Source organism: Binatus soli (SeqCode) (genome assembly GCF_050015535.1).
Taxonomy (GTDB): Bacteria; Desulfobacterota; Binatia; order Binatales; family Binataceae; genus Binatus; species Binatus soli.
The window spans coordinates 116,025-134,975 of sequence record NZ_JBEKBF010000011.1; the positions used below are offsets into that span (position 1 = coordinate 116,025).

Here is an 18,951-nt window from a genome sequence, read left to right on the forward strand (position 1 = left end):
AATGACCGCGCGATCTCCCGATCTCAGAAGCTTAATCGCGGCTTCACGAGAAACTGGCGCGAATTAATCTCACTCTAATCACCGGGTAATCAGCGTTCTCTATCGTCCCGATGCTGCCGAAATTTGTATCGGCCGCATCAATCGAACAAGGAGGAACAAGAGAATGCGAAAAAAAATCGCACGGTCCGTTGCAATGGGCCTCGTGGCCCTGCTCATCCAACAGGGCTCGGGGGCTGCCCTCGGCGCTACGGCAGCGCCCCCCACCGCCACGCCCATCAAGCACCTGGTAGTGATCTTCCCCGAAAACATTTCGTTCGATCACTACTTCGCGACTTATCCGGTCGCAGCCAACCCAACGGGTGAGCCAGCGTTCACCGCGCGGGCGGGCACGCCGACCGTCAATGGACTCAGCAGCGCGCTGCTGACAAACAACCCGAACTTTCTGAACTCCGTCAACAACTCCACCTCCGCCAGCGGCGGTGGACCGGGCGCCGCCCTTAATCCGTTTCGCCTCGATCGGAGCCAGGCCGCGACCGCGGACCAGAACCACGACTACACCCCCGAGCAGGCCGCGGCCGACCAGGGCCTGATGGATCTGTTCCCGTATTGGGTCGGCGTGGACAGTTCGCCGCTTTTGCCGGCCGTTCCGACCGATGGCCTCACGATGGGCTACTACGACGGCAACACCGTCACCGCGCTGTGGAATTACGCGCAACACTTTGCCATGAGTGACAACTCCTACGACACAATCTTCGGGCCATCGACGCCCGGTGCGATCAACCTCATTTCCGGACAGACCAACGGCGCCGTGCCCAAATCGACGAGCGCCAGCGCCACCGCCGGCCTGCTGGTCGGGAACACCGACGGCTCGTGGAGCCTGATCGGCGACTCCGACCCGACGAGCGACGTGTGCTCCACGTCGAGTAACCCGGTCTATATGACCGGGCAGAACATCGGTGATCTGCTCAACGCCAAGAACATCACGTGGGGATGGTTCCACGGTGGATTCAATCTGTCTCTGACCAATTCCAACGGGACCACCGGCTGCGCGCGCACCACCACCTCGGCGGTGACGGGCGAAACGAAAGTCGACTACGTCCCGCATCATGCAGCGTTCCAGTACTACGCGAGCACGCAGAACCTGACTCATGCGCGTCCCAGCTCAGTCGCGAACATCGGACACACCGACGCGGCCAATCATCAGTACGACACCGAAGACTTCTTCGCCGCGCTTACGGCGAACAACCTGCCTGCGGTCAGCTTTGTCAAGCCGCCCGGCTTCGAGGAAGGTCATCCGGGCTACTCCGACCCGCTCGACGAGCAGGTCTTTCTCGTGACCGTGCTCAACGCGCTCCAGCAGTCGCGCGAATGGAGTTCCACCGCGGTAGTAATCTCGTGGGACGATTCGGACGGGTGGTACGATCACCAGATGTCGCCGATCCTCAACCAGTCGGCGAGCAGCGCGGACGCGTTGACCGGCACAGGACAGTGCGGCACCGGAGACGCCGCCCTGCCGGGCGTCAATCCCGCGCTCGCCCATGCGCAAGGCCGCTGCGGCTTCGGCCCGCGCCTGCCGTTCTTGGTGATCTCGCCGTACTCGCGACCCAACTTCGTCGATCACACTCTGACCAACCAGGTCTCCGCCATCCGCTTCATCGAGGATAACTGGCTCGGCGGAACACGGATCGGTCAGGGCTCCTTCGACGCGATCTCCAACTCGATCGACTCGATGCTGGACTTCAAGCATCCGAAACTGAACCGCCCGCTATTGCTGAATCCGTCCACCGGAGAGCCGGATCATTCCTAGATCTTCGGACCCATCAGCGACGGGCGCGCGTCCAATGCGGCGCGCGCCCGTTAATTTTGTGTCACCTGCACGCCTGGGTCATCAGGGAATCGGCGAAGCCGACAGAGCCCGGATCCGGGATTGAATGAAGATCGTGCGATGGGCGAGGATAGTCCCGGCGCGCGCATTTGCGGGAGATCGAAATGGAATTGGCAAAGCGATTCGTCGACGTGGGACTGTTCACCAACCGGCTGGACGAGATGCGCGCATTCTATGGCGAACGAATCCGGCTGCCCTACGAGGAGATGCTGCCGGTCGGCGCAGGAGTGCGGCAATATCGTTTCGGATTGCTCGGATCGGTGCTCAAGATAAATCACGTTCGCGATCAGCTACCGGCCCGAGCCGCGGGCGGCTACCGAAAGCTTTCGATTTCCGATTTGCGCACGCCGATGCCGCTTCCGTTGCAGGACCCCGACGGCAACGAGGTCGAGCTGGCGCCGAGCGGTCAGCGCGGCGTCAATCAGATCGAAATCCATATCGGCGTCACCGACGAGGCCGCCTTCGAGAATTTCTACGCCGGCGCGATGCAGGCGGAGAGAATCGGCGCGGGCCGCTTCAAGGTGGGCGAGACGATAATCAGCTTTCGCCACGATCCCGCGGCCGTGCGCGCCCGGAAATCACCGACGGCCGGCGCGATGGACGCGATCGCGTCGATGCGCGCAGTGGGGATGCGTTATATCACGGTGCAGGTGCGTGATTGCGACGGGGAGCATCGACGGTTCATGTCGATGGGTGTTTGGGAAGGCGCGGCGCCGGTGACGCTGGGCGCGGTGGCGCGGATTTCGTTCATTCGCGACCCCGACGGCAACTTCATTGAGATTTCGCAGCGGGCGTCGCTGACCGGTCCGATCCCGGGCTAACGGGCGGCACTGATTTCCACCGGGCCGACCGCGGTTGCGATCGGCCCGGTGGCGGCCGGACTCATTTCCGGGAAATTGGGGCGGTTACGCCCAGCGCGAGCGCGGGCGATTGCGCGTCGATCGATTGCGCGCGCCCGACGAGCGGAAGACGGTCACGGGCTTGGGCGCGTGAATTTCGATTTTCTCGAAACCTTCGACGTGCTCGCGATCGAGCGCGTTGCCGAGCGAGCGTTCCAGCCGCGCCAGGTTGACGCGTTCCTCCTGCGTGACGAGGCTGATCGCTTCGCCCGCCTTGCCCATCCTCGCTGTGCGGCCGATGCGATGGATGTAGCCGTCGGTCTCGTCGGGAAGATCGAAGTTAATCACGTGCGAAACGTCGGGGATGTCGAGTCCGCGGGCGGCCACGTCGGTCGCGACCATCACGCGAAACTTTCGCGCGCGGAAGCCCGCCAACGCCGCATTGCGCTGGCTCTGTGAGCGGTCGCCGTGGATCTGCACTGCCCTGACGTTGGCGCGTTGCAGCATCTTGGCGACCCGGTCGGCGCGGCTCTTGGTGCGCGTGAAGACGATCGCGCTCTCCACTTCGGGACGCTTGAGAATCTCGAGCAGCACGGGCCCCTTGTTCTCGAGCGTGACCGGATAAATCGACTGGCGAATCTGCGAGGGCGGCGCAGATTTGCCGCCGACCGTGACGCGCTCGGGCGTGGTCAGAAATTCACGCGCGATCATTTCGGGACCGGACGCCATCGTCGCCGAGAACATCATGGTCTGGCGATTCTTCGGCACCATTCGCATGATCCGGCGCAGTTGCGGCAGGAAGCCCATGTCGAGCAGCCGGTCGGCTTCGTCGATGATTACGACTTCAATTTTGTCGAGCTTGACGATGCCGCGCTCGATAAAGTCGATGAGCCGTCCGGGACACGCGACCAGCACTTGCGCGCCCTTGCGAATCTCGTCGATTTGGCGCCGTTCGGATTCGCCGCCGACGACGGTCGCGCAGCGGATGCGGGTGTGGCGTGCGATCAGATCGAACTCGCGCGCGACCTGCGCAGCAAGCTCGCGCGTCGGCATGATCACCAGCGCGGCGAGATGCCGGGTGTTCTTGCGATGCAGGCGATCGATTGTCGGGATCAGAAAGGCCGCGGTCTTGCCGCTGCCGGTTTCAGCCGTGGCAACCACGTCGCGCCCGCTGAGCGCAACCGGGATAGCTCCGGCCTGGACCGGGGTCGGTGTGTGATGACCGCGGTCTTTGATTGAACGATGGATCTCGGGTGATACAGGAAATTCAGAAAACGACAAAAGGTATCCTATGGTTCAGAGCCCCGGATTCCAGTTCGTAAAAAGTGCCGAACGTGTGGGTCTGATGGGTTGAGAGGGTGGCGTCACGGAATCCGACGCGCGCATAAAGTCACGATTGACTTGGGAGTAGGGTACAGGAAGCAGCGCACCGGCACAATGCCCCCGCCGACAAACTGTTGAATCGAGTTTGCGCTCAGAATTTGCCGTGCCTGCCGACTCCCGACGCGAAGCGCTCGGCGCCGGCGCGCGTCTCGCCTGATTGGATCGTCGCGATCCCGTAGCGGTACTCGTTTTTGAGCGCATCGTCGAGCGCCAGCGTCCAGCCCTCGTGCGCAGACATCCGGTCCGAGCGCATGCATCGCTGCGGGAAGCCCGCGATCTGTTTGGCGAGTTCGCGCGCCTGCGCCAGCGCAGTACCCGGCTCGACGACGCGATTCGCAAGTCCCATCGTGAACGCCTCCTCGCCGGAGACACCACGGCCCGTAAGGATCATGTCCATCGCACGGCTCATCCCAATCAAGCGCGGCAGCCGGATCGTGCCGCCATCGACCAGCGGCACACCGAAGCGCCTGCAATACACGCCGAAGGTCGCGTCGCGAGCGGCCACGCGCAGGTCGCACCACAGCGCCAGTTCGATTCCGCCCGCGACTGCGAATCCCTCGACCGCCGCGATCACCGGCTTGCTGAGCAGCATCCGCGTGCATCCCATCGGTCCGTCGCCGTTCTCGGTCACGCGATTGCCGCGATCCGTGGCGACCGCTTTCAGATCTGCGCCGGCGCAAAACGTGCCGCCCGCGCCTGTCAGGATCGCGACCGAGAGCGCGTCATCGGCGTCGAAACGGCGGAATGCTTGGGCGAGCGCCGCGGCGGTGGGCCGATCGACGGCGTTGCGCGCCTCGGGACGGTTGATAGTGACGATTGCGACGTCGTCCTCGATTGCGAACTCGACCAGACTCATCGAATGACCTCCCCAGCTTAAGTGCGGTTGCCCCAAAAAACCTACTTTTTCAACATTTTGCTTGTCGAGGAGTAAAGATGTACGACGCCCGAATCCAAAGAGCGACGGCTCTCGAAACCGCTGTGAGCGAATACCTCCAGCATTTGGCGGTTGTCGCCGAGCACGTCGGCTTCGAATTCCGCGATCCCGTTTGCATCGGCGATAAGACTCAGATGTTCGAGCAGCAGAGTGCCGATGCCGCAGCCCTGGAACTCGTCGAGAATTGCGAACGCGACCTCTGCGCGATGCGGATCGGAGCCGCGAATATAACGACCGACGCCGATGAAGCGTTCGCGCCCGTTCTCAGTTACTGTCGCGGCCAGACCGACGTGATTCTTGAAGTCGAGCTCGGTTAGACGCTTGAGATCCTGCGGCGACAGATCGCGCTTTATCCCCATGAAGCGAAAATAGACGGACTGTTCGCTGAGGCCCCTGAAATGCTCGTGCAGGCGTTCCTGATCGTCGGGGCGAATCGCGCGGATCCCGATCTCGGCGCCGCCGAGCATCCTGGCATCGGCGGAATATTTCCGCGCGTCGCTGAGTATGTCGCGATCTCCCATTGAATTGACTGTCGAGTATACGAACCTGCCGGTGAAGGATTGTCACGAACTTGTCGTGCAGGAATGCAATTCGGGACGTTTCAAGCTCGCACAACGCCGACGCGCGGGCCATCGCGACTCACGTCTTATTCGGTTCGTCGAGCTTGATGAACTTGAGCGACGCGGAATTCATGCAGTAGCGCAACCCGGTCGGCCGCGGACCATCGTCGAACACGTGCCCGAGATGTGCGTCGCATTTCGCGCACAACACCTCGGTCCGCTTCGTGAAAAATGAACGATCGGTCTCCGTCCTGACATTCTCCGGCGCGATCGGCTGATAGAAGCTCGGCCATCCCGTGCCGGATTCGAACTTGGTGTCGGAGTCGAACAGCGCATTGCCGCAACAGATGCATCGATACAGACCCTTGTCGTGATTCTCGGCGTACAGGTTTGAGAATGGGCGCTCGGTGCCCTTTTTGCGCGCGACCTCGTACTGCTCCGGGGTCAGCTCCTTGCGCCATTCCTCGTCCGTCTTGACGACTTTATCTTCCATCACGAGTCCCTTTCTTTGGCCGGAATCGGTGAACTCTACTATCGATACTTTGACGATGCCCGGCGCATCCGGATCCGGCGAATTACCGGACGCATCGGATGTGACGCCGGTTTCAGCGTAACCGAATGCGATGATCGCCGGTATCGCGGCAATCGCGGCGATGAATACTCGCCGCCCGATTAGACGCTCGTTCTGACCATCGGAATTGTTCCTGGCTTCAGCCAACTTTCGATCCGCTGTCTTGATCATTGCATATTAGACAACGGCGACGAAGCCGGCGCGCAGCTTCCCACGTATCGTAACGCCCCGCTAGATCGAATACACGAACAGCTTCTGTTCCTTGGGTCTAAGAAAAACATTCGCGCCCGGCTCCAGGTGCAGCGCCTGGTAGCGTTCGTGATCGATCTCGACCTGCACCATGTCGCCCCATTCGGCGACCAACTCGATCTTGACCTGCGGACCGGCCGGATTGATCGACTTCACGGTCGCGGGGAACGTCTGCTTGCCGTTGGGCTTCATCACGATTTCAAGCAGATGCGGCCGCACGTAGAGGATCGCCTTGCCGGTCTCGGGATGCGCATGGGCATGGGTATTCTCGAGTTCGACGGCCGTATCGCCGAGAAACACGCGGCCGTTCTCGATTCGGCCGTGGAACAGGTTCACGTTGCCCAAAAAGTTGTACACGAAAGCGTTGGCGGGATGATGATAGACTTCCTCGGCCGAGCCGATCTGCTCGATGCGCCCCTGGTTCATCACGACGATCCGGTTGGCGAGTTCCAGCGCCTCTTCCTGATCGTGAGTGACGAAAACGCTGGTTATCTTGATCTCGTCGTGCAGCCGCCGCAGCCAGCGGCGCAGTTCCTGCCGCACCTTGGCGTCGAGCGCGCCGAACGGCTCGTCGAGCAGCAGGACTTTTGGCTCAACGGCCAGCGTGCGCGCGAGTGCGACCCGCTGGCGCTGCCCGCCGGAGAGCTGCGAGGGGTAGCGATCGGCAAGAAAATCAAGCTGCACGAGCTTCAGCAGCTCATGCACGCGCCGCGCGATCGCGGCCTCGGCGGGGCGTGCGCGCCGGGGGATCACGCGCAGCCCGAAGGCGACGTTTTCGAACACCGTCATGTGGCGAAATAGTGCGTAGTGCTGAAATACGAAACCAACCTTGCGCTCGCGAACGCTGACGGCGCTGGCGTCCTCGCCGTGGAACAGCACCTCGCCGGTGTCCGGCGTTTCCAGCCCCGCGATTATCCTGAGCAGCGTGGTCTTGCCCGACCCCGACAGCCCCAGCAGCGCGACCAGCTCGCCGGTTTCGATATGCAGGCTGATATTGTCAACCGCAACGAAGTCGCCGAACTTCTTGGCTATGTTTCTGAGCTCGATACTCATGCCGCAACCTTGACCGCCAAATTGTCCTGTTCCTGCTTCGCGGGAACCACGCGGCGCTCCAGAAAACGCTTGGCGATGAGCGTCGCGATCGCGAGCAGGGTGAGCAGCGACGAGACCGCAAACGCGGCCGCGAACTGGTAATCATTGTACAGAATCTCGACGTACAGCGGCATCGTGTTCGTGTGCCCGCGGATGTGCCCCGAAACCACCGAGACCGCGCCGAACTCGCCCATCGCGCGCGCGTTGCACAACACCAGGCCGTACAGCAGCCCCCACTTGACGTTGGGCAGCGTCACCCGAAAAAACATTTGCCATCCACCGGCGCCCAGCACGATCGCGGCTTCTTCCTCCTCGCTGCCGACTGCCTGCATGATCGGGATCAGTTCGCGCGCGGCGAGCGGAAACGTGACGAAGATTGTCGCCAGCACGATTCCCGGCTCCGCAAAGATGACCTTGATGCCGTGAGCGGCAAGGAACCCGCCAAGCGGCGCGCGCACCCCGAGCAGCAGCACGAACAGCATCCCCGAGATGACCGGCGAGACCGAGAACGGTATGTCGATCAGCGTCAGCAGCGTTTGCTTGCCGGGAAAATCGAAGCGCGCGATCGCCCATGATGCGGCGATTCCGAATGTAACGTTGAGCGGCACTGCGATCGCGGCGGTCATCAGCGTCAGCCGAATCGCGGCGCGGGCTTCAGGATCGGCGATCGCGGCAAAGTAAGCGCCGATGCCCTTCTGCAGCGCCTCGGCAAAAACCGCGATTACCGGGATGAAAAGAAATAGCGCGAGAAACGCGAGCGCGATCGCGATCAGCGCGATTCTGACCATCGGCGGATCCGCCGTCCCGGGTCTTTTCGGTTCGCGTTGCGGCTGGCCGGCCATCTCTAACCTCAAGCCGCCAGCCGGCGACTGCTCCACCTTTGCAACATGTTAACGCCCAGCAGAATCACGAACGACACCGTCAGCATCACCACCGCGATCGCCGTCGCGCCGGCGTAATCGAATTGCTCGAGCTTGCTCATGATCAGCAACGGCACCACTTCGGTATGCATCGGCATGTTGCCCGAAATGAATACCACCGAGCCGTATTCACCGAGAGCGCGCGCGAACGCGAGTGCGAACCCGGTCAGCAGCGCGGGAATCAGCGCGGGCGCGATCACCAATACGAACGTCTGTAAGCGGCTCGCGCCGAGCGTCGCCGCGGCCTCCTCGTATTCCTGATCGAGATCCTCGAGCACCGGCTGGATGGTGCGAACCACGAACGGCAGTCCGACGAAAGTAAGCGCGACTGCCACTCCGAGCGGGGCGTACGCGACTTTTATTCCAAGCGGCGCGAGGTATCGCCCAATCCATCCGTTGCCCGCATAAATCGCGGTGAGAGTAATTCCCGCCACCGAAGTCGGCAGCGCGAACGGAAGATCGACCATCACATCAATCAGGCTTTTGCCCGGAAATTCGTAACGAACCAGGCTCCACGCCACGATGAACCCGAACACCGAGTTGACCAACGCTCCTGCAATCGATGCGCCGAAGCTCAGCCGGTAGGCCGCTATGGTGCGCGGACTTGCGACTGCGGCCCAGAACTGAGGCCAGGTCAGAGTGAAAGTCTTGAAGAAGATCGTCGAGATCGGAATCAGCACGACGATTCCGAGGTACGCGAGCGTGAAGCCCAGCGTCAGGCCGAATCCCGGCAGCACGTTGTTCCGTTTCGTGTTCGTTGCCATCGCGCGACGCTCCGCCCCGACTTTCCTAACCTCCCGGTTGATAGATCTTGTCGAATACGCCGCCGTCGCCGAAAAACTTCGGCTGCGCCTTCTTCCATCCGCCAAAATCCGAATCGATCGTGAGCAGGCTCATGCTTGGAAATTGGCTCGCATACTTCGCCGCGACAGCCTTGTCGCGCGGACGGAAAAAATTCTGCGCGATCATTTCCTGACCTGCGGGCGTGTACAGAAATTCCAGATACGCCTTCGAGACCGCGGCCGTGCCGTGACCGCGGTCCACCTTGTCCACCCACGCGACCGGCGGTTCGGCCAGGATGCTCAGCGACGGATACACGACCTCGAACTTGTCGGCGCCAAATAGCTTGATCGCCATCCGCGCCTCGTTTTCCCACGCAATCAGCACGTCGCCGATTTCGCGCTCGACGAAAGTAGTCGTCGAGCCGCGCGCACCGGAATCGAGCACCGGCACGTTTTTGTACAGCACCTTCACGAACGCCGCCGCCTTCGCCTCGTCACCGCCGTTGCGTTTGAGCGCGTAGCCCCACGCGGCCAGGAAATTCCATCGCGCGCCGCCTGAGGCCTTCGGATTCGGCGTGATTACCGAGATGCCCGGTTTCACCAGGTCATCCCAGTCGTGAATCTTTTTCGGATTTCCCTTGCGCACCAGCAGCACGATGGTCGATGTGTAGGGACAGCTGTTGTCGGGCAGGCGCGATTGCCAGTTCGACGGAAGCAGATTCGCCTTCTCGACGATCGCATCGATGTCGCCGGCGAGACCGAGCGTCACCACGTCGGCCTCCAGGCCGTCGATTACCGCACGGGCCTGCTTGCCCGAGCCGCCGTGCGATTGGTTGATAGTGACGTCGTCGCCCGTCTTCGCTTTCCAATCCTTCGCGAACTGGGCGTTGATCGATTCATAAAGTTCGCGGGTCGGATCGTACGATACGTTGAGAAGTGTGACTTGGGCTCCGTGCGCGGCGCCCACGCCCAGAACAACGCTCGCCGCCACCGCGATGGCGCCGAGCGTATGTGTCAATTTCAATCTGCGACCGAACATTCCCTGCTCCAGCTTCCTCAGAACGAAATCTGCAGTTGCGACTCGAAGACGCTTTCGTTGGTCCGGTCCCTCGGCAAGGCCGTGGTTCCGGCGCCTCCGTCGAAGTACGTGTTCGCATAGTCCCACTGCCACTTGATGTTCGAGCTCAGGTACCAGTTGATGCCCGCCGCAAACTCGGTCGCAGTCTTCGCGGCCAGGCTCGGATTGGCGAAACCGAGCTGGAACTGTCGGCTATCCGCCGCGACGTTGCTGATTCTGGCCGCCAACTCCCATCCGCCCCACCATCCGTTGCGCGGGTCGAACGGATGAGTTGGCTTAACCCACCCGTAAGACGCATCTTCGCCCGTCAACACGTACGAAGCCTGCGCGAAATAGCCGGTGTCGGTGAAGGTATCGGTGCGGTTGATCTGCTTTGTGAACGGGATGGGAGCCCCGTTTGTCGCCAACCGGTTCAGCGAGTGCTCGTCCTGCGCGTATTCGGCCATTAATCCGAACGGCCCCACGTAGTAGTAGGCCTGCGGCTCCAGCCGCGTGCGCAAGCCCGATGCGGTCACGCCCGAGTTGTAGCTGAACCAGGTGCTCATGCCGTACGTCTTGTAGGACGAGACTGTGATGCCGCGTTCATCGCCATAAGAACCGGCGATACCGAAGCCCAGCGCCTTCAGCCATCGGTTTTCGGTGAGTTCGAACGGCGTCGCGAAGATTCGGCCGACGAAATCCTTGCCGTCGTTGCTGTCGATGTCATACGTGTCGGACGCGGTGTTGTTTGGCACCCCGTTCGTCAACGCGGCGTCATAGAAGACCCGGCTGTCCAGCAGTTTGCCGTGCAGGTCGAAACCAGTGTCGCGGTTCGGGACCAGGTTCTGGATCTCCGAGCGCTGGCTGAATTCCAAGTCGCGATCCGACTGTAGGCGCTCGAGATCCAGCGGCGCCTTGAACTTCCCGGTCCTCAGGCTGGCAAATTCGAAATAGGTGATATTGAGGTAGGCGTCTTGCAGTACTACCTTGCCCTGGCCGAAGTCGGGCGTGATGTTGAAGTTGTAATACTTCCCAACCGAGCCGGTGAGAATCGGCCGCACTCGGTCCAGATAAAACGTGCTGCCGACGTCCTTGTCCGCGCCGCTGGTGAAGAAGCGGCCGTCGCCCTGGATGATTCCGCCGAAACCGATATTGTAGTCGTGGTTGGGCGAAGACAGCGAGAAGCCTTCGTCGCTCGCCTTGACGATCGGCCACTCAAGCGCCCTCTTCTGCTCCGTCTGCGCCTCAACCTCGATTTTTTGGCTCTGAACGTCGAGTTTCTGGGCCTGAACGTCGACCTTTTGATCGATCACTTTCACCTTCTGGCCGAGCCCTTCCAGCGTACCGACCCGCTGCTCGAGTTGCTTAATTTCTGTCTTGAGCAATTCGATCTCCCGATCCTTCGGATCTGTTGATCGCTTCGATTGCGCATGCGCCGGCCCGGCCGGCAGCATCACCCCGGTAATTACCGCCGCCAGCACTACTGGCAGGATCGGCAAAGTGCATTTTCTCATCTCGAAAGCCCCTCATCGTCTTGGGAACTTCCGGATGACCGGTCAGCTCGCGATTGTGATTGACGGCCCTATTCATGGCGCGCCGGATCCTTCCCTGGTCCGGGCTCCTCCCTGAATTTTCAATGGTCGTGGACAATTCATTTCGATCGGCGGCTAGCGTTACCCACGACCGGGCTTGTCGAAGCGAAACTTCTCTTTGCGCTCGATTTGCACGACTCGCGAATCTTGGATTACTACCTCTACCGACCCAAAACGCACGCCGCTGATGGCGCTTGCGATGCGCCGCAGAATCTCGTCGCCTGGATCGGGCTCGGGCTGAACCTCGCGCCGGCCGGTAAGAATTGAGTCCACTTTCATAATCTATCCCATTAGATGACTAGACTAATCTCCAAAAAAAGAGCAACCCTGGTTTCAAATCGCGAAACTCAACGATTCATTGCCGGTAACTACCGCCTCGACGTGCTTGAGCATGTCCGCCAGCGAAGTCGAGTCCATTATCTTCGCGGTCGCGTCGCGGACTTCCTTCATCACGATTCTAATTCCACAAGTGCGCTCATCGCGGCATTCACGGCATCGCATGTATGCCATCTTGCTGACGCATGGCAACGGTGCGATTGGCCCGTCCAATACGCGTACAATGTGCCCAACGCTGATCAGCTGAGGATCGCGGCGAAGGAAATATCCGCCGCCCTTACCCTTCTTGCTCTGGAGGAGCCCCTGGTTCTTGAGTTCGAGCAGGATTAGTTCCAGAAACTTGCGCGGGATACCTTCGCGCTGGGCCAAATCAGATATGAGCACGGGTCCCTGACCGTATTCCTTGGCCAATACCATCATCGCCTTGAGGGCGTATTTCGACTTTTTCGAAAGCATTTTATCGACCGTTTAATCGATAGGGTCGCTAGATTAAAGATCGGGACGATTTTAGTCAAGAGTCTCGGATTACAAATATTTAGACGCTGCCGGACTGAAAATTCCGGCGTCGCTTCAGCGCGCCCTGGCCTTCAGCTCAGCGTACTTGTCGAGCATCTGGAGCACGGTATCGCGTGGGGCAGGCCGCAGCGCGAAAATCAGCCGATCGAGGCCAAGGTCGAGGAGTTTTTTGATGTCTTCCTCGTTTGGACCGACGCCAAACATCGAGACGGAAAGCTTCTTGCGGCCGGCCTTCATCCCCGCTTCGGCAAGCGCTTTCAGGTTGGCGGCGAGATCGTAACGCGGAAAATTGATCGGCATCCATCCGTCGCAATACTCCGCGACGCGATCGAACGTCTTGGGCGATTGCGAACCGAGGATAATCGGCGGTCCACCCGCCTGGACAGGTTTGGGGAACGACCAGATCGGATCGAAGTTCACGAACTCGCCGTGAAACTCGGCCGCCTCCTTGGTCCATATTTGGCGCATCGCGAGAATTTTTTCCTTGACGATTTTCCAGCGCCGCTTGAACACCGCGCCATGATTCTCCATCTCCTCGACGTTCCAGCCCGCGCCGATGCCGAAGATCACGCGGCCGCCCGAAATCATGTCGAGCGACGCCACTTCCTTGGCGAGCGTGATCGGGTCGCGCTCGATCACCAGGCAGACTCCGGTGCCGAGTTTGAGTTTCCTGGTTACGGCGGCCGCCGCGCCGAGCGCGACGAAGGGATCGTGCATATGCCAGTACTCTTTTGGCAATTCGGTTCCGCCGGGGAAAGGCGTCTTGCGCGACGCGGGTATGTGAGTGTGCTCGGGAAAGAACATCGACTCGAAGCCGCGTTCTTCAGCCGCGAGCGCCAGTTCGATCGGCTGGATTGCGTAGTCAGTCGGGAACATAAAGATTCCGAATTCGGCCATGGCGATTCCTCCTGGATCAGGCGGCAACGGGTCGTCGTCTCAGCGAAAACTTCCGTGCGAATCCGAGCATCGATCACAAGGATGACAGAAAAAATCGTGGAATGAAGGGTGCGCAGGCATTGCCTGCACCCTCACCGGCCGGCCGTGGCCCGGCGTCGTCAGGTACTTATCCGCTGCTCGACGCTCCTAGTCCCAAGAATTGCCCTCTTATATGATCGATTCGCTCGGGCGGCTTTCCGTGGGCAACGAAAAAGGAGAATCAATCAAATGAAGGTCGTTCTCGATCAGAAACTGTGCGAAGGAAACACAAAATGCCAGCAGGCGGCGCCGGAAGTGTTCGAGGTGCGAGACGACGACAAGAGCCATCTGTTGATCGACAGTCCGCCCGAGCGCATGCGCGAGAAGGTCGAGCTTGCGGCTCGGCTGTGCCCCCGCCAGGCCATTACGATCAGCGATGACTAGAGGCCCGACGGATCAGAATGCGGAATCGAGACGGAAATCGCGGGATCGCGGAGACACTTTTCAATGGAAACTGAGAATGCACTGTCACTGGAATCGTTGAACATCATTGGACCCGACCATTACGCGAAAAACGGCTATCCGCATCGCGAGTGGACGTATCTGCGCAAGCACAAACCGGTTTTCTGGTGCGAGTATCCAAAGACCGATCCATTTTGGGCGATCACCAAACACGCCGACATCATACAGATCTCCAAGCAACCGCGACTGTTCCTCAACGGCCCCCGCTTGCTGGTGTTTGTCAACGAGCAGGGGATCGAGCGGGGTCCGACGCCGCCGTTCCGGCACCTGCTCGACATGGATCCACCGGACCATGGCGAATATCGCGCGGTTGTCAGCCGCCGTTTCACGCCGCGCGGCGTGCGTCCGCTGCAGCCTGAAATCGAGCGCATTACGCGCCAGGTGCTCGACGACGTGACGGGGCGTGACAAGTGCGACTTTGTCACCGACGTATCGTCGAAGATTCCACTCGCCGTCATCGCCGAGTTGCTCGGTGTTCCGCATAAAGATTGGGAGCAACTTTTCAGATGGACCAACGAGACGATCGGCAGCGGCGACCCTGAGTTCCAGGCTGGAACGACCGCGCAGCAGACGATGGATCGTTCGCGGCTGGGCCTGTTCCAGTATTTTACCGAGATGGTGGCGGAACGGATGAAACACCCGACCAACGACATCACCAGCGTCGTCGCCAACGGCAGGGTCAATGGCCAGCCGATACCGCAGTTCGAGATGTTGTCCTACTATTTCCTGCTGGTCGTGGCCGGCAACGAGACCACGCGCAACGCGACCACCGGTGGTCTGCAAGCTTTCATCGAGCATCCCGACCAGTGGCAAAAGCTCAAGCGCAATCCTGCGTTGATCGACTCGGCCGTCGAGGAGATCGTTCGCTGGACGACACCGGTTATTCAGTTCGCGCGGACCGCGGCCGAAGATACCGTGATTCGCGGCCAGAAGATCAAAGCCGGCGAATCGGTGTGCCTGTTTTATCCGTCGGCGAACCGCGATGAAGAGGTTTTCGAGGAGCCTTTCAAGTTCGACATCAGCCGCGATCCGAATCCGCATATCGCATTCGGCCTCGGGGAGCATTCCTGTGTCGGCGCAAACCTGGCGCGGCTCGAACTGAAGGTGATTTTCAGCCAACTCGCCAAGCGCCTCGATCACGTCGAACTCGCGGGCCCCGTCGAGCGACTGCGCTCGAGCTTCGTGGGCGGAATCAAGCACATGCCGATCCGCATGAAGATGAAGCCGGCGGCAGCCGCGGCCTGAGGGCACGCCTTCGATGATAACTCCGCGCAGGTCCGCCGACCGCGGACGCACGAAGCTCGACTGGCTCGACAGCCGCCACACTTTCTCGTTCGGCGACTACTACGATCCCGGCCAGATGGGATTTCGCACGCTGCGCGTAATCAACGAGGATCGCGTCCGCCCCGGCGCGGGTTTTCCCACCCATGGGCATCGCGACATGGAGATTATCACCTACATTCTTGAGGGCGCGCTCGAACACAAGGACAGCATTGGCACCGGCTCGATCATTCGTCCGGGCGAAGCGCAGAGAATGAGTGCTGGGGCGGGAATCACGCACAGCGAATTCAATCATTCGAAAACCGACCCGGTTCATTTTCTGCAAATCTGGATCACACCCTCCACGCGCGCAATCGCTCCGGGCTACGAGCAGCGAACCATCGACGATGCGAAGGCGCGCGCTGGCTTCGCGCCTGTAGGCTCTCCCAATGGCCGCGATCAGTCCGTGAAGATTCATCAAGACGCCGTGCTATCGGTCGCGAAGCTCGAGCGCGGACAGACTGTCGGGACCAATCTGAAGAAGGGCCGCCATGGATGGGTGCAAGTGGCGCGCGGCACTGTCACAGTTAATGGTATCGCGCTCGCGCAAGGCGACGGCGCCGCAATCAGCGACGAAGAGAAAGTGACGATCGTCGCCAACTCCCCCGCCGAAGTGCTGTTCTTCGATCTTGCCTGAGTGCGCCGCGCCGCTCGAGCGCTCAGTCGGGCCTCGTTGCCGCACGCAGGCGCGCAAGATCGTATTCACGCAGCTGATCGATTCTATCCACCGTCACGTCGGGCGCCGCGTACCTGGCCATCTCCTTCGTGTCGGCTGCGTAATGCCCCTGCCGGGGCAACACCGTCGTCACGCGCGCGCCCCACGCCTTCTTCACAGCGTCCAGGATTCGCACCTTATCATCGATCAACACGTAATGATCCGCGGGATAGCGCGACCGCACGTCGTCGAGTTCCTGTTCCTTGTGGATGTAAATCATCACCTTTTCATCAACAGCTTCGCGCAGTCCCGACCGCTCGATCTTGAGCGGCTGAAAGATCATGTCGCCATCGGACAGGATCGCCGCCTCGCCGTATTGTTTGAATTTTTCGATCACGTCGAGCGAGCACGGGAACAGCCGGTTCGCGAAATGGTAGTTCATCAGGAAGTACGACACCGCGATGATTCCGAAGTCGCGCGGATGATTGACCCGGTAGCGTTGCAGCGCGCCGAGATAGTCGGCGTAGCCGAGCTCGGTGCGCAACTGCTCGAAATAATCCCAGTAGCGCTGTTGATGCTCGTGGCCGATGTCGCGCTCGAGATTGCGCATCATGTCGGCAATGATGTGATCGTTGTCGATCAGGGTGTTATCGACGTCAAACAAAAAAACGACATGTTCTGCGCTCATCGGACTGAACATCCTCCGCCGACAATCATTGCGATTGTTGGCCTTCAAGCCAAACGGATTAGTTGTCCGCCAACCGGCGGACGGACTAATCCACGGGCTGCCTATTCGAGTCGCGAATGAATATAGGTCGTTACGCGCAAGCCCAGGGGATCAGGCGGTCCGGTCATCTCTCTTCCGATTCACGCAAGACACGGCTGATCCGAGCCATCAGTTCGCCCGAGTTGAAGGGCTTGGTGATGTAGTCATCGGCGCCGAGCGAGAAACCCTTAACCACTTCAGCTTCGTCGTGATGCGCGCTGACCAGGATTACCGGAGTACTTCTGGTCGCGACATCGCTGCGCAGAGCGGTCAGCGCTTCGAACCCATTCATATGCGGCATCGCCACGTCCAGCAGCACCAGGTCGGGTTCTTTCCTACGGGCAATATCAAATGCCTGCGCACCGTCGTGCGCGATATCACACTCGAAATTGAAGTGCCTCAGGATCGTTGAGATCATAACGATGGTGGTCGCGTCGTCATCGGCGAGTACTACCCGCCGGGCGCCGTTTCGAGTTGAGGGTTGAATCGCAACTGCCGCACTCTCGACGAATCTGAGGACGCGGTAGGCCCTGAGCAGCAATTCCTCGGGCTGGCACGGGCGCGTCATGAAGTCGCGGTTGAGGTCGGCGACCGCCGCGAATCGCGTCGCCAGATCATCGAGTGTGCCGATGATGACCGCCGGCTTGCGGCTGCGCGCGATCATTTCGATCGGGGACGGTTGATCGCCGGTGCCGATGGCCGAAGCGTTGACGAAGCAAGCATCGAAAGGAGAAAAGGAGTTGAGCCCGGGAATATTCGGTGCCGCTCCGACCACGTGGCCGAATCCACGGACGGTCCCCAGCACCGCGATGATCGAATTCGCTTCGGGCGTTTCGAATCCCATCAAGGCGAATCTCTTGCCGGCTAACGATTGTTTAATGATCTGGTCCACGGGGGATTCGGTCCTCCTTGCTGCCGAAAAAATGCCGAACAGTCGATCTGCCAGGTCCCAACGCGCGCTCCGCCAGGCGAGATTGACCCTGCGCTGATACGCAATGTGCGTGCCTTGCGGCGATGACAAGCAAAGGCTCAGATAGCGCAGAGCCGTCGCCAGATTACGTCGCGGAGCAGACCCTACAAGGTCTCGGATTCAACGGCTGACCGAAGCGGCGACAGCCATGTCGCGCTTTGGGACATGATGAGACGCTCCGATTCATGTCAAAATGGGACAGCCTGGATGATTGGTCCACTGGATTGATCCGTGCTCTGGCGGCCGGAATGCTCAGCTTGACACTGCCGGTCCCATTGCGCGAAACGGATGCATCATGAGCGAGAAAAGCAGCCTCCTGAGCCCTGCCGCGCTATGGCGACGGCTGGGGTTGGCGCGCCACAACTGGCCCGGCAGATTTACCGTTCTGCTCGCGACGATTCTGCTGCTGCTCGTCTCTCAGCCGATTTTCTCGGGCCACGCCTTCGCGCAGATTTTTGCGGACGCGGCGATATCTCTTGTGCTGCTGTCCGCTCTTTATGCATTTCGCGCGACCAAGACCTACTTCACGATTGCGCTAATACTGATGGTACCTGCGATCGGAAGCCGATTCGTGTTGCAATTCACGTCAAACCCAACCCTCGAGATGGTCGGCGCGGTCTGTTCGTGTCTGTTCCTGACCGTGACGGTCTTTGCCCTGGTATCCAGGCTGTTCACCGTAAAGAGCGTTACCTTCGACATTATAAGCGCCGCAATTTGCGCCTACCTGCTGATCGGCGTCGCGTGGGCCTATGCCTTCGCATTCGTCGAACTGCGGCATCCCGGTTCGTTCAGCGCAGCACTCTTCCAGAGGCCGACGGGCAACATGGCGCCGCTCCTCGCCTCGCTTCACACCTTCGTCTACTACAGCTTCGTGTGCCTGACGACGACGGGTTTCGGAGATATCCTGCCTGTCTCCGAGGGCGCCCGCAGCCTCTCGGTGATGGAGGCGGTGTTCGGCCAATTGTATATGGCTATTCTGGTCGCGCGGCTGGTCGGTCTCGAGATCGCTCAATCGATGAAAGAGGAGCGTTAGCCAGATGTCGGGTCCGATTTGCGAACCGGCTGTTGGCGTGATCCGTAAACATAT

At 60.4% G+C, this 18,951-nt stretch carries 20 protein-coding genes; 6 read left to right on the forward strand and 14 right to left on the reverse strand.

Going from position 1 to position 18,951, the window contains the following annotated elements:
• The first annotated feature begins 163 nt into the window (after positions 1–163).
• On the forward strand, positions 164–1,807 hold the full coding sequence (locus tag ABR989_RS10280; protein WP_428128137.1) for a phospholipase C: 1,644 nt from the start codon (positions 164–166) through the stop codon (positions 1,805–1,807).
• Positions 1,808–1,989: 182 nt separating this feature from the next.
• The gene (locus ABR989_RS10285; RefSeq protein ID WP_428128138.1) at positions 1,990–2,706 is read left to right on the forward strand and encodes a VOC family protein; all 717 of its coding nucleotides are present in this window, start codon (positions 1,990–1,992) and stop codon (positions 2,704–2,706) included.
• An 84-nt stretch (positions 2,707–2,790) separates the two neighbouring features.
• Here the strand turns inward: ABR989_RS10285 and ABR989_RS10290 are convergent, their stop codons facing one another.
• From ABR989_RS10290 to ABR989_RS10345, 12 genes are all read right to left on the reverse strand, one after another.
• The gene (locus ABR989_RS10290) at positions 2,791–4,005 is read right to left on the reverse strand and encodes a DEAD/DEAH box helicase (protein ID WP_428128140.1); all 1,215 of its coding nucleotides are present in this window, start codon (positions 4,003–4,005) and stop codon (positions 2,791–2,793) included.
• A gap of 193 nt (positions 4,006–4,198) precedes the next feature.
• Entirely contained in the window at positions 4,199–4,963 is a 765-nt protein-coding gene (locus tag ABR989_RS10295) for a crotonase/enoyl-CoA hydratase family protein (RefSeq protein WP_428128141.1), read from the reverse strand.
• A gap of 41 nt (positions 4,964–5,004) precedes the next feature.
• The gene (locus ABR989_RS10300) at positions 5,005–5,562 is read right to left on the reverse strand and encodes a GNAT family N-acetyltransferase (RefSeq protein WP_428128143.1); all 558 of its coding nucleotides are present in this window, start codon (positions 5,560–5,562) and stop codon (positions 5,005–5,007) included.
• 118 nt (positions 5,563–5,680) lie between these two features.
• Positions 5,681–6,319 carry a peptide-methionine (R)-S-oxide reductase MsrB gene (gene msrB, locus ABR989_RS10305; protein ID WP_428128145.1) on the reverse strand — a complete coding sequence of 213 codons (639 nt, stop codon included), beginning with the start codon at positions 6,317–6,319 and terminating at the stop codon, positions 5,681–5,683.
• A gap of 84 nt (positions 6,320–6,403) precedes the next feature.
• Complete coding sequence (locus ABR989_RS10310) at positions 6,404–7,474, reverse strand: sulfate/molybdate ABC transporter ATP-binding protein (RefSeq protein ID WP_428128147.1); 1,071 nt, start codon at positions 7,472–7,474, stop codon at positions 6,404–6,406.
• Positions 7,471–8,355, reverse strand: coding sequence for a sulfate ABC transporter permease subunit CysW (gene cysW / locus ABR989_RS10315; protein WP_428128149.1), 885 nt, complete (start codon positions 8,353–8,355; stop codon positions 7,471–7,473). Before cysW ends, ABR989_RS10310 begins: the two co-directional genes overlap by 4 nt.
• An 8-nt stretch (positions 8,356–8,363) precedes the next feature.
• Positions 8,364–9,197, reverse strand: coding sequence for a sulfate ABC transporter permease subunit CysT (gene cysT, locus ABR989_RS10320; RefSeq protein WP_428128150.1), 834 nt, complete (start codon positions 9,195–9,197; stop codon positions 8,364–8,366).
• Positions 9,198–9,222: 25 nt separating this feature from the next.
• Complete coding sequence (locus tag ABR989_RS10325; RefSeq protein WP_428128152.1) at positions 9,223–10,254, reverse strand: sulfate ABC transporter substrate-binding protein; 1,032 nt, start codon at positions 10,252–10,254, stop codon at positions 9,223–9,225.
• 17 nt (positions 10,255–10,271) lie between these two features.
• The gene (locus tag ABR989_RS10330; protein ID WP_428128154.1) at positions 10,272–11,786 is read right to left on the reverse strand and encodes an OprO/OprP family phosphate-selective porin; all 1,515 of its coding nucleotides are present in this window, start codon (positions 11,784–11,786) and stop codon (positions 10,272–10,274) included.
• Between the two features lie 159 nt (positions 11,787–11,945).
• Positions 11,946–12,077: a YezD family protein gene (locus ABR989_RS10335; protein WP_428128194.1), complete on the reverse strand. Its 132-nt coding sequence runs from the start codon at positions 12,075–12,077 to the stop codon at positions 11,946–11,948.
• A gap of 120 nt (positions 12,078–12,197) precedes the next feature.
• Positions 12,198–12,656 carry an RrF2 family transcriptional regulator gene (locus tag ABR989_RS10340; RefSeq protein ID WP_428128156.1) on the reverse strand — a complete coding sequence of 153 codons (459 nt, stop codon included), beginning with the start codon at positions 12,654–12,656 and terminating at the stop codon, positions 12,198–12,200.
• Positions 12,657–12,770: 114 nt separating this feature from the next.
• On the reverse strand, positions 12,771–13,613 hold the full coding sequence (locus ABR989_RS10345) for an LLM class F420-dependent oxidoreductase (protein WP_428128158.1): 843 nt from the start codon (positions 13,611–13,613) through the stop codon (positions 12,771–12,773).
• Between the two features lie 267 nt (positions 13,614–13,880).
• On the opposite strand from ABR989_RS10345, the gene ABR989_RS10350 reads away from it, so the two are divergent.
• The 3 genes from ABR989_RS10350 to ABR989_RS10360 all read left to right on the forward strand — a co-directional run bounded on the left by ABR989_RS10350 (position 13,881) and on the right by ABR989_RS10360 (position 16,110).
• On the forward strand, positions 13,881–14,075 hold the full coding sequence (locus ABR989_RS10350; RefSeq protein WP_428128160.1) for a ferredoxin: 195 nt from the start codon (positions 13,881–13,883) through the stop codon (positions 14,073–14,075).
• Positions 14,076–14,138: 63 nt separating this feature from the next.
• Positions 14,139–15,398, forward strand: a complete 1,260-nt coding sequence (locus ABR989_RS10355) for a cytochrome P450 (RefSeq protein WP_428128162.1) — start codon at positions 14,139–14,141, stop codon at positions 15,396–15,398.
• A gap of 13 nt (positions 15,399–15,411) precedes the next feature.
• Positions 15,412–16,110: a pirin family protein gene (locus ABR989_RS10360; RefSeq protein ID WP_428128164.1), complete on the forward strand. Its 699-nt coding sequence runs from the start codon at positions 15,412–15,414 to the stop codon at positions 16,108–16,110.
• A gap of 22 nt (positions 16,111–16,132) precedes the next feature.
• Here ABR989_RS10360 and ABR989_RS10365 read toward each other — a convergent pair whose 3' ends face one another.
• Both ABR989_RS10365 and ABR989_RS10370 read right to left on the reverse strand, forming a co-directional pair.
• A complete protein-coding gene (locus tag ABR989_RS10365; protein ID WP_428128165.1) occupies positions 16,133–16,816 on the reverse strand; it encodes an HAD family hydrolase in 684 nt (227 codons plus the stop codon).
• 163 nt (positions 16,817–16,979) lie between these two features.
• Positions 16,980–17,738 (reverse strand): response regulator, encoded by a 759-nt coding sequence (locus ABR989_RS10370; RefSeq protein ID WP_428128167.1) that lies wholly within the window; start codon positions 17,736–17,738, stop codon positions 16,980–16,982.
• A gap of 421 nt (positions 17,739–18,159) precedes the next feature.
• Between ABR989_RS10370 and ABR989_RS10375 the strand changes: the two genes are divergently transcribed.
• Positions 18,160–18,897, forward strand: coding sequence for a potassium channel family protein (locus ABR989_RS10375; protein ID WP_428128169.1), 738 nt, complete (start codon positions 18,160–18,162; stop codon positions 18,895–18,897).
• Positions 18,898–18,951: the final 54 nt, after the last annotated feature.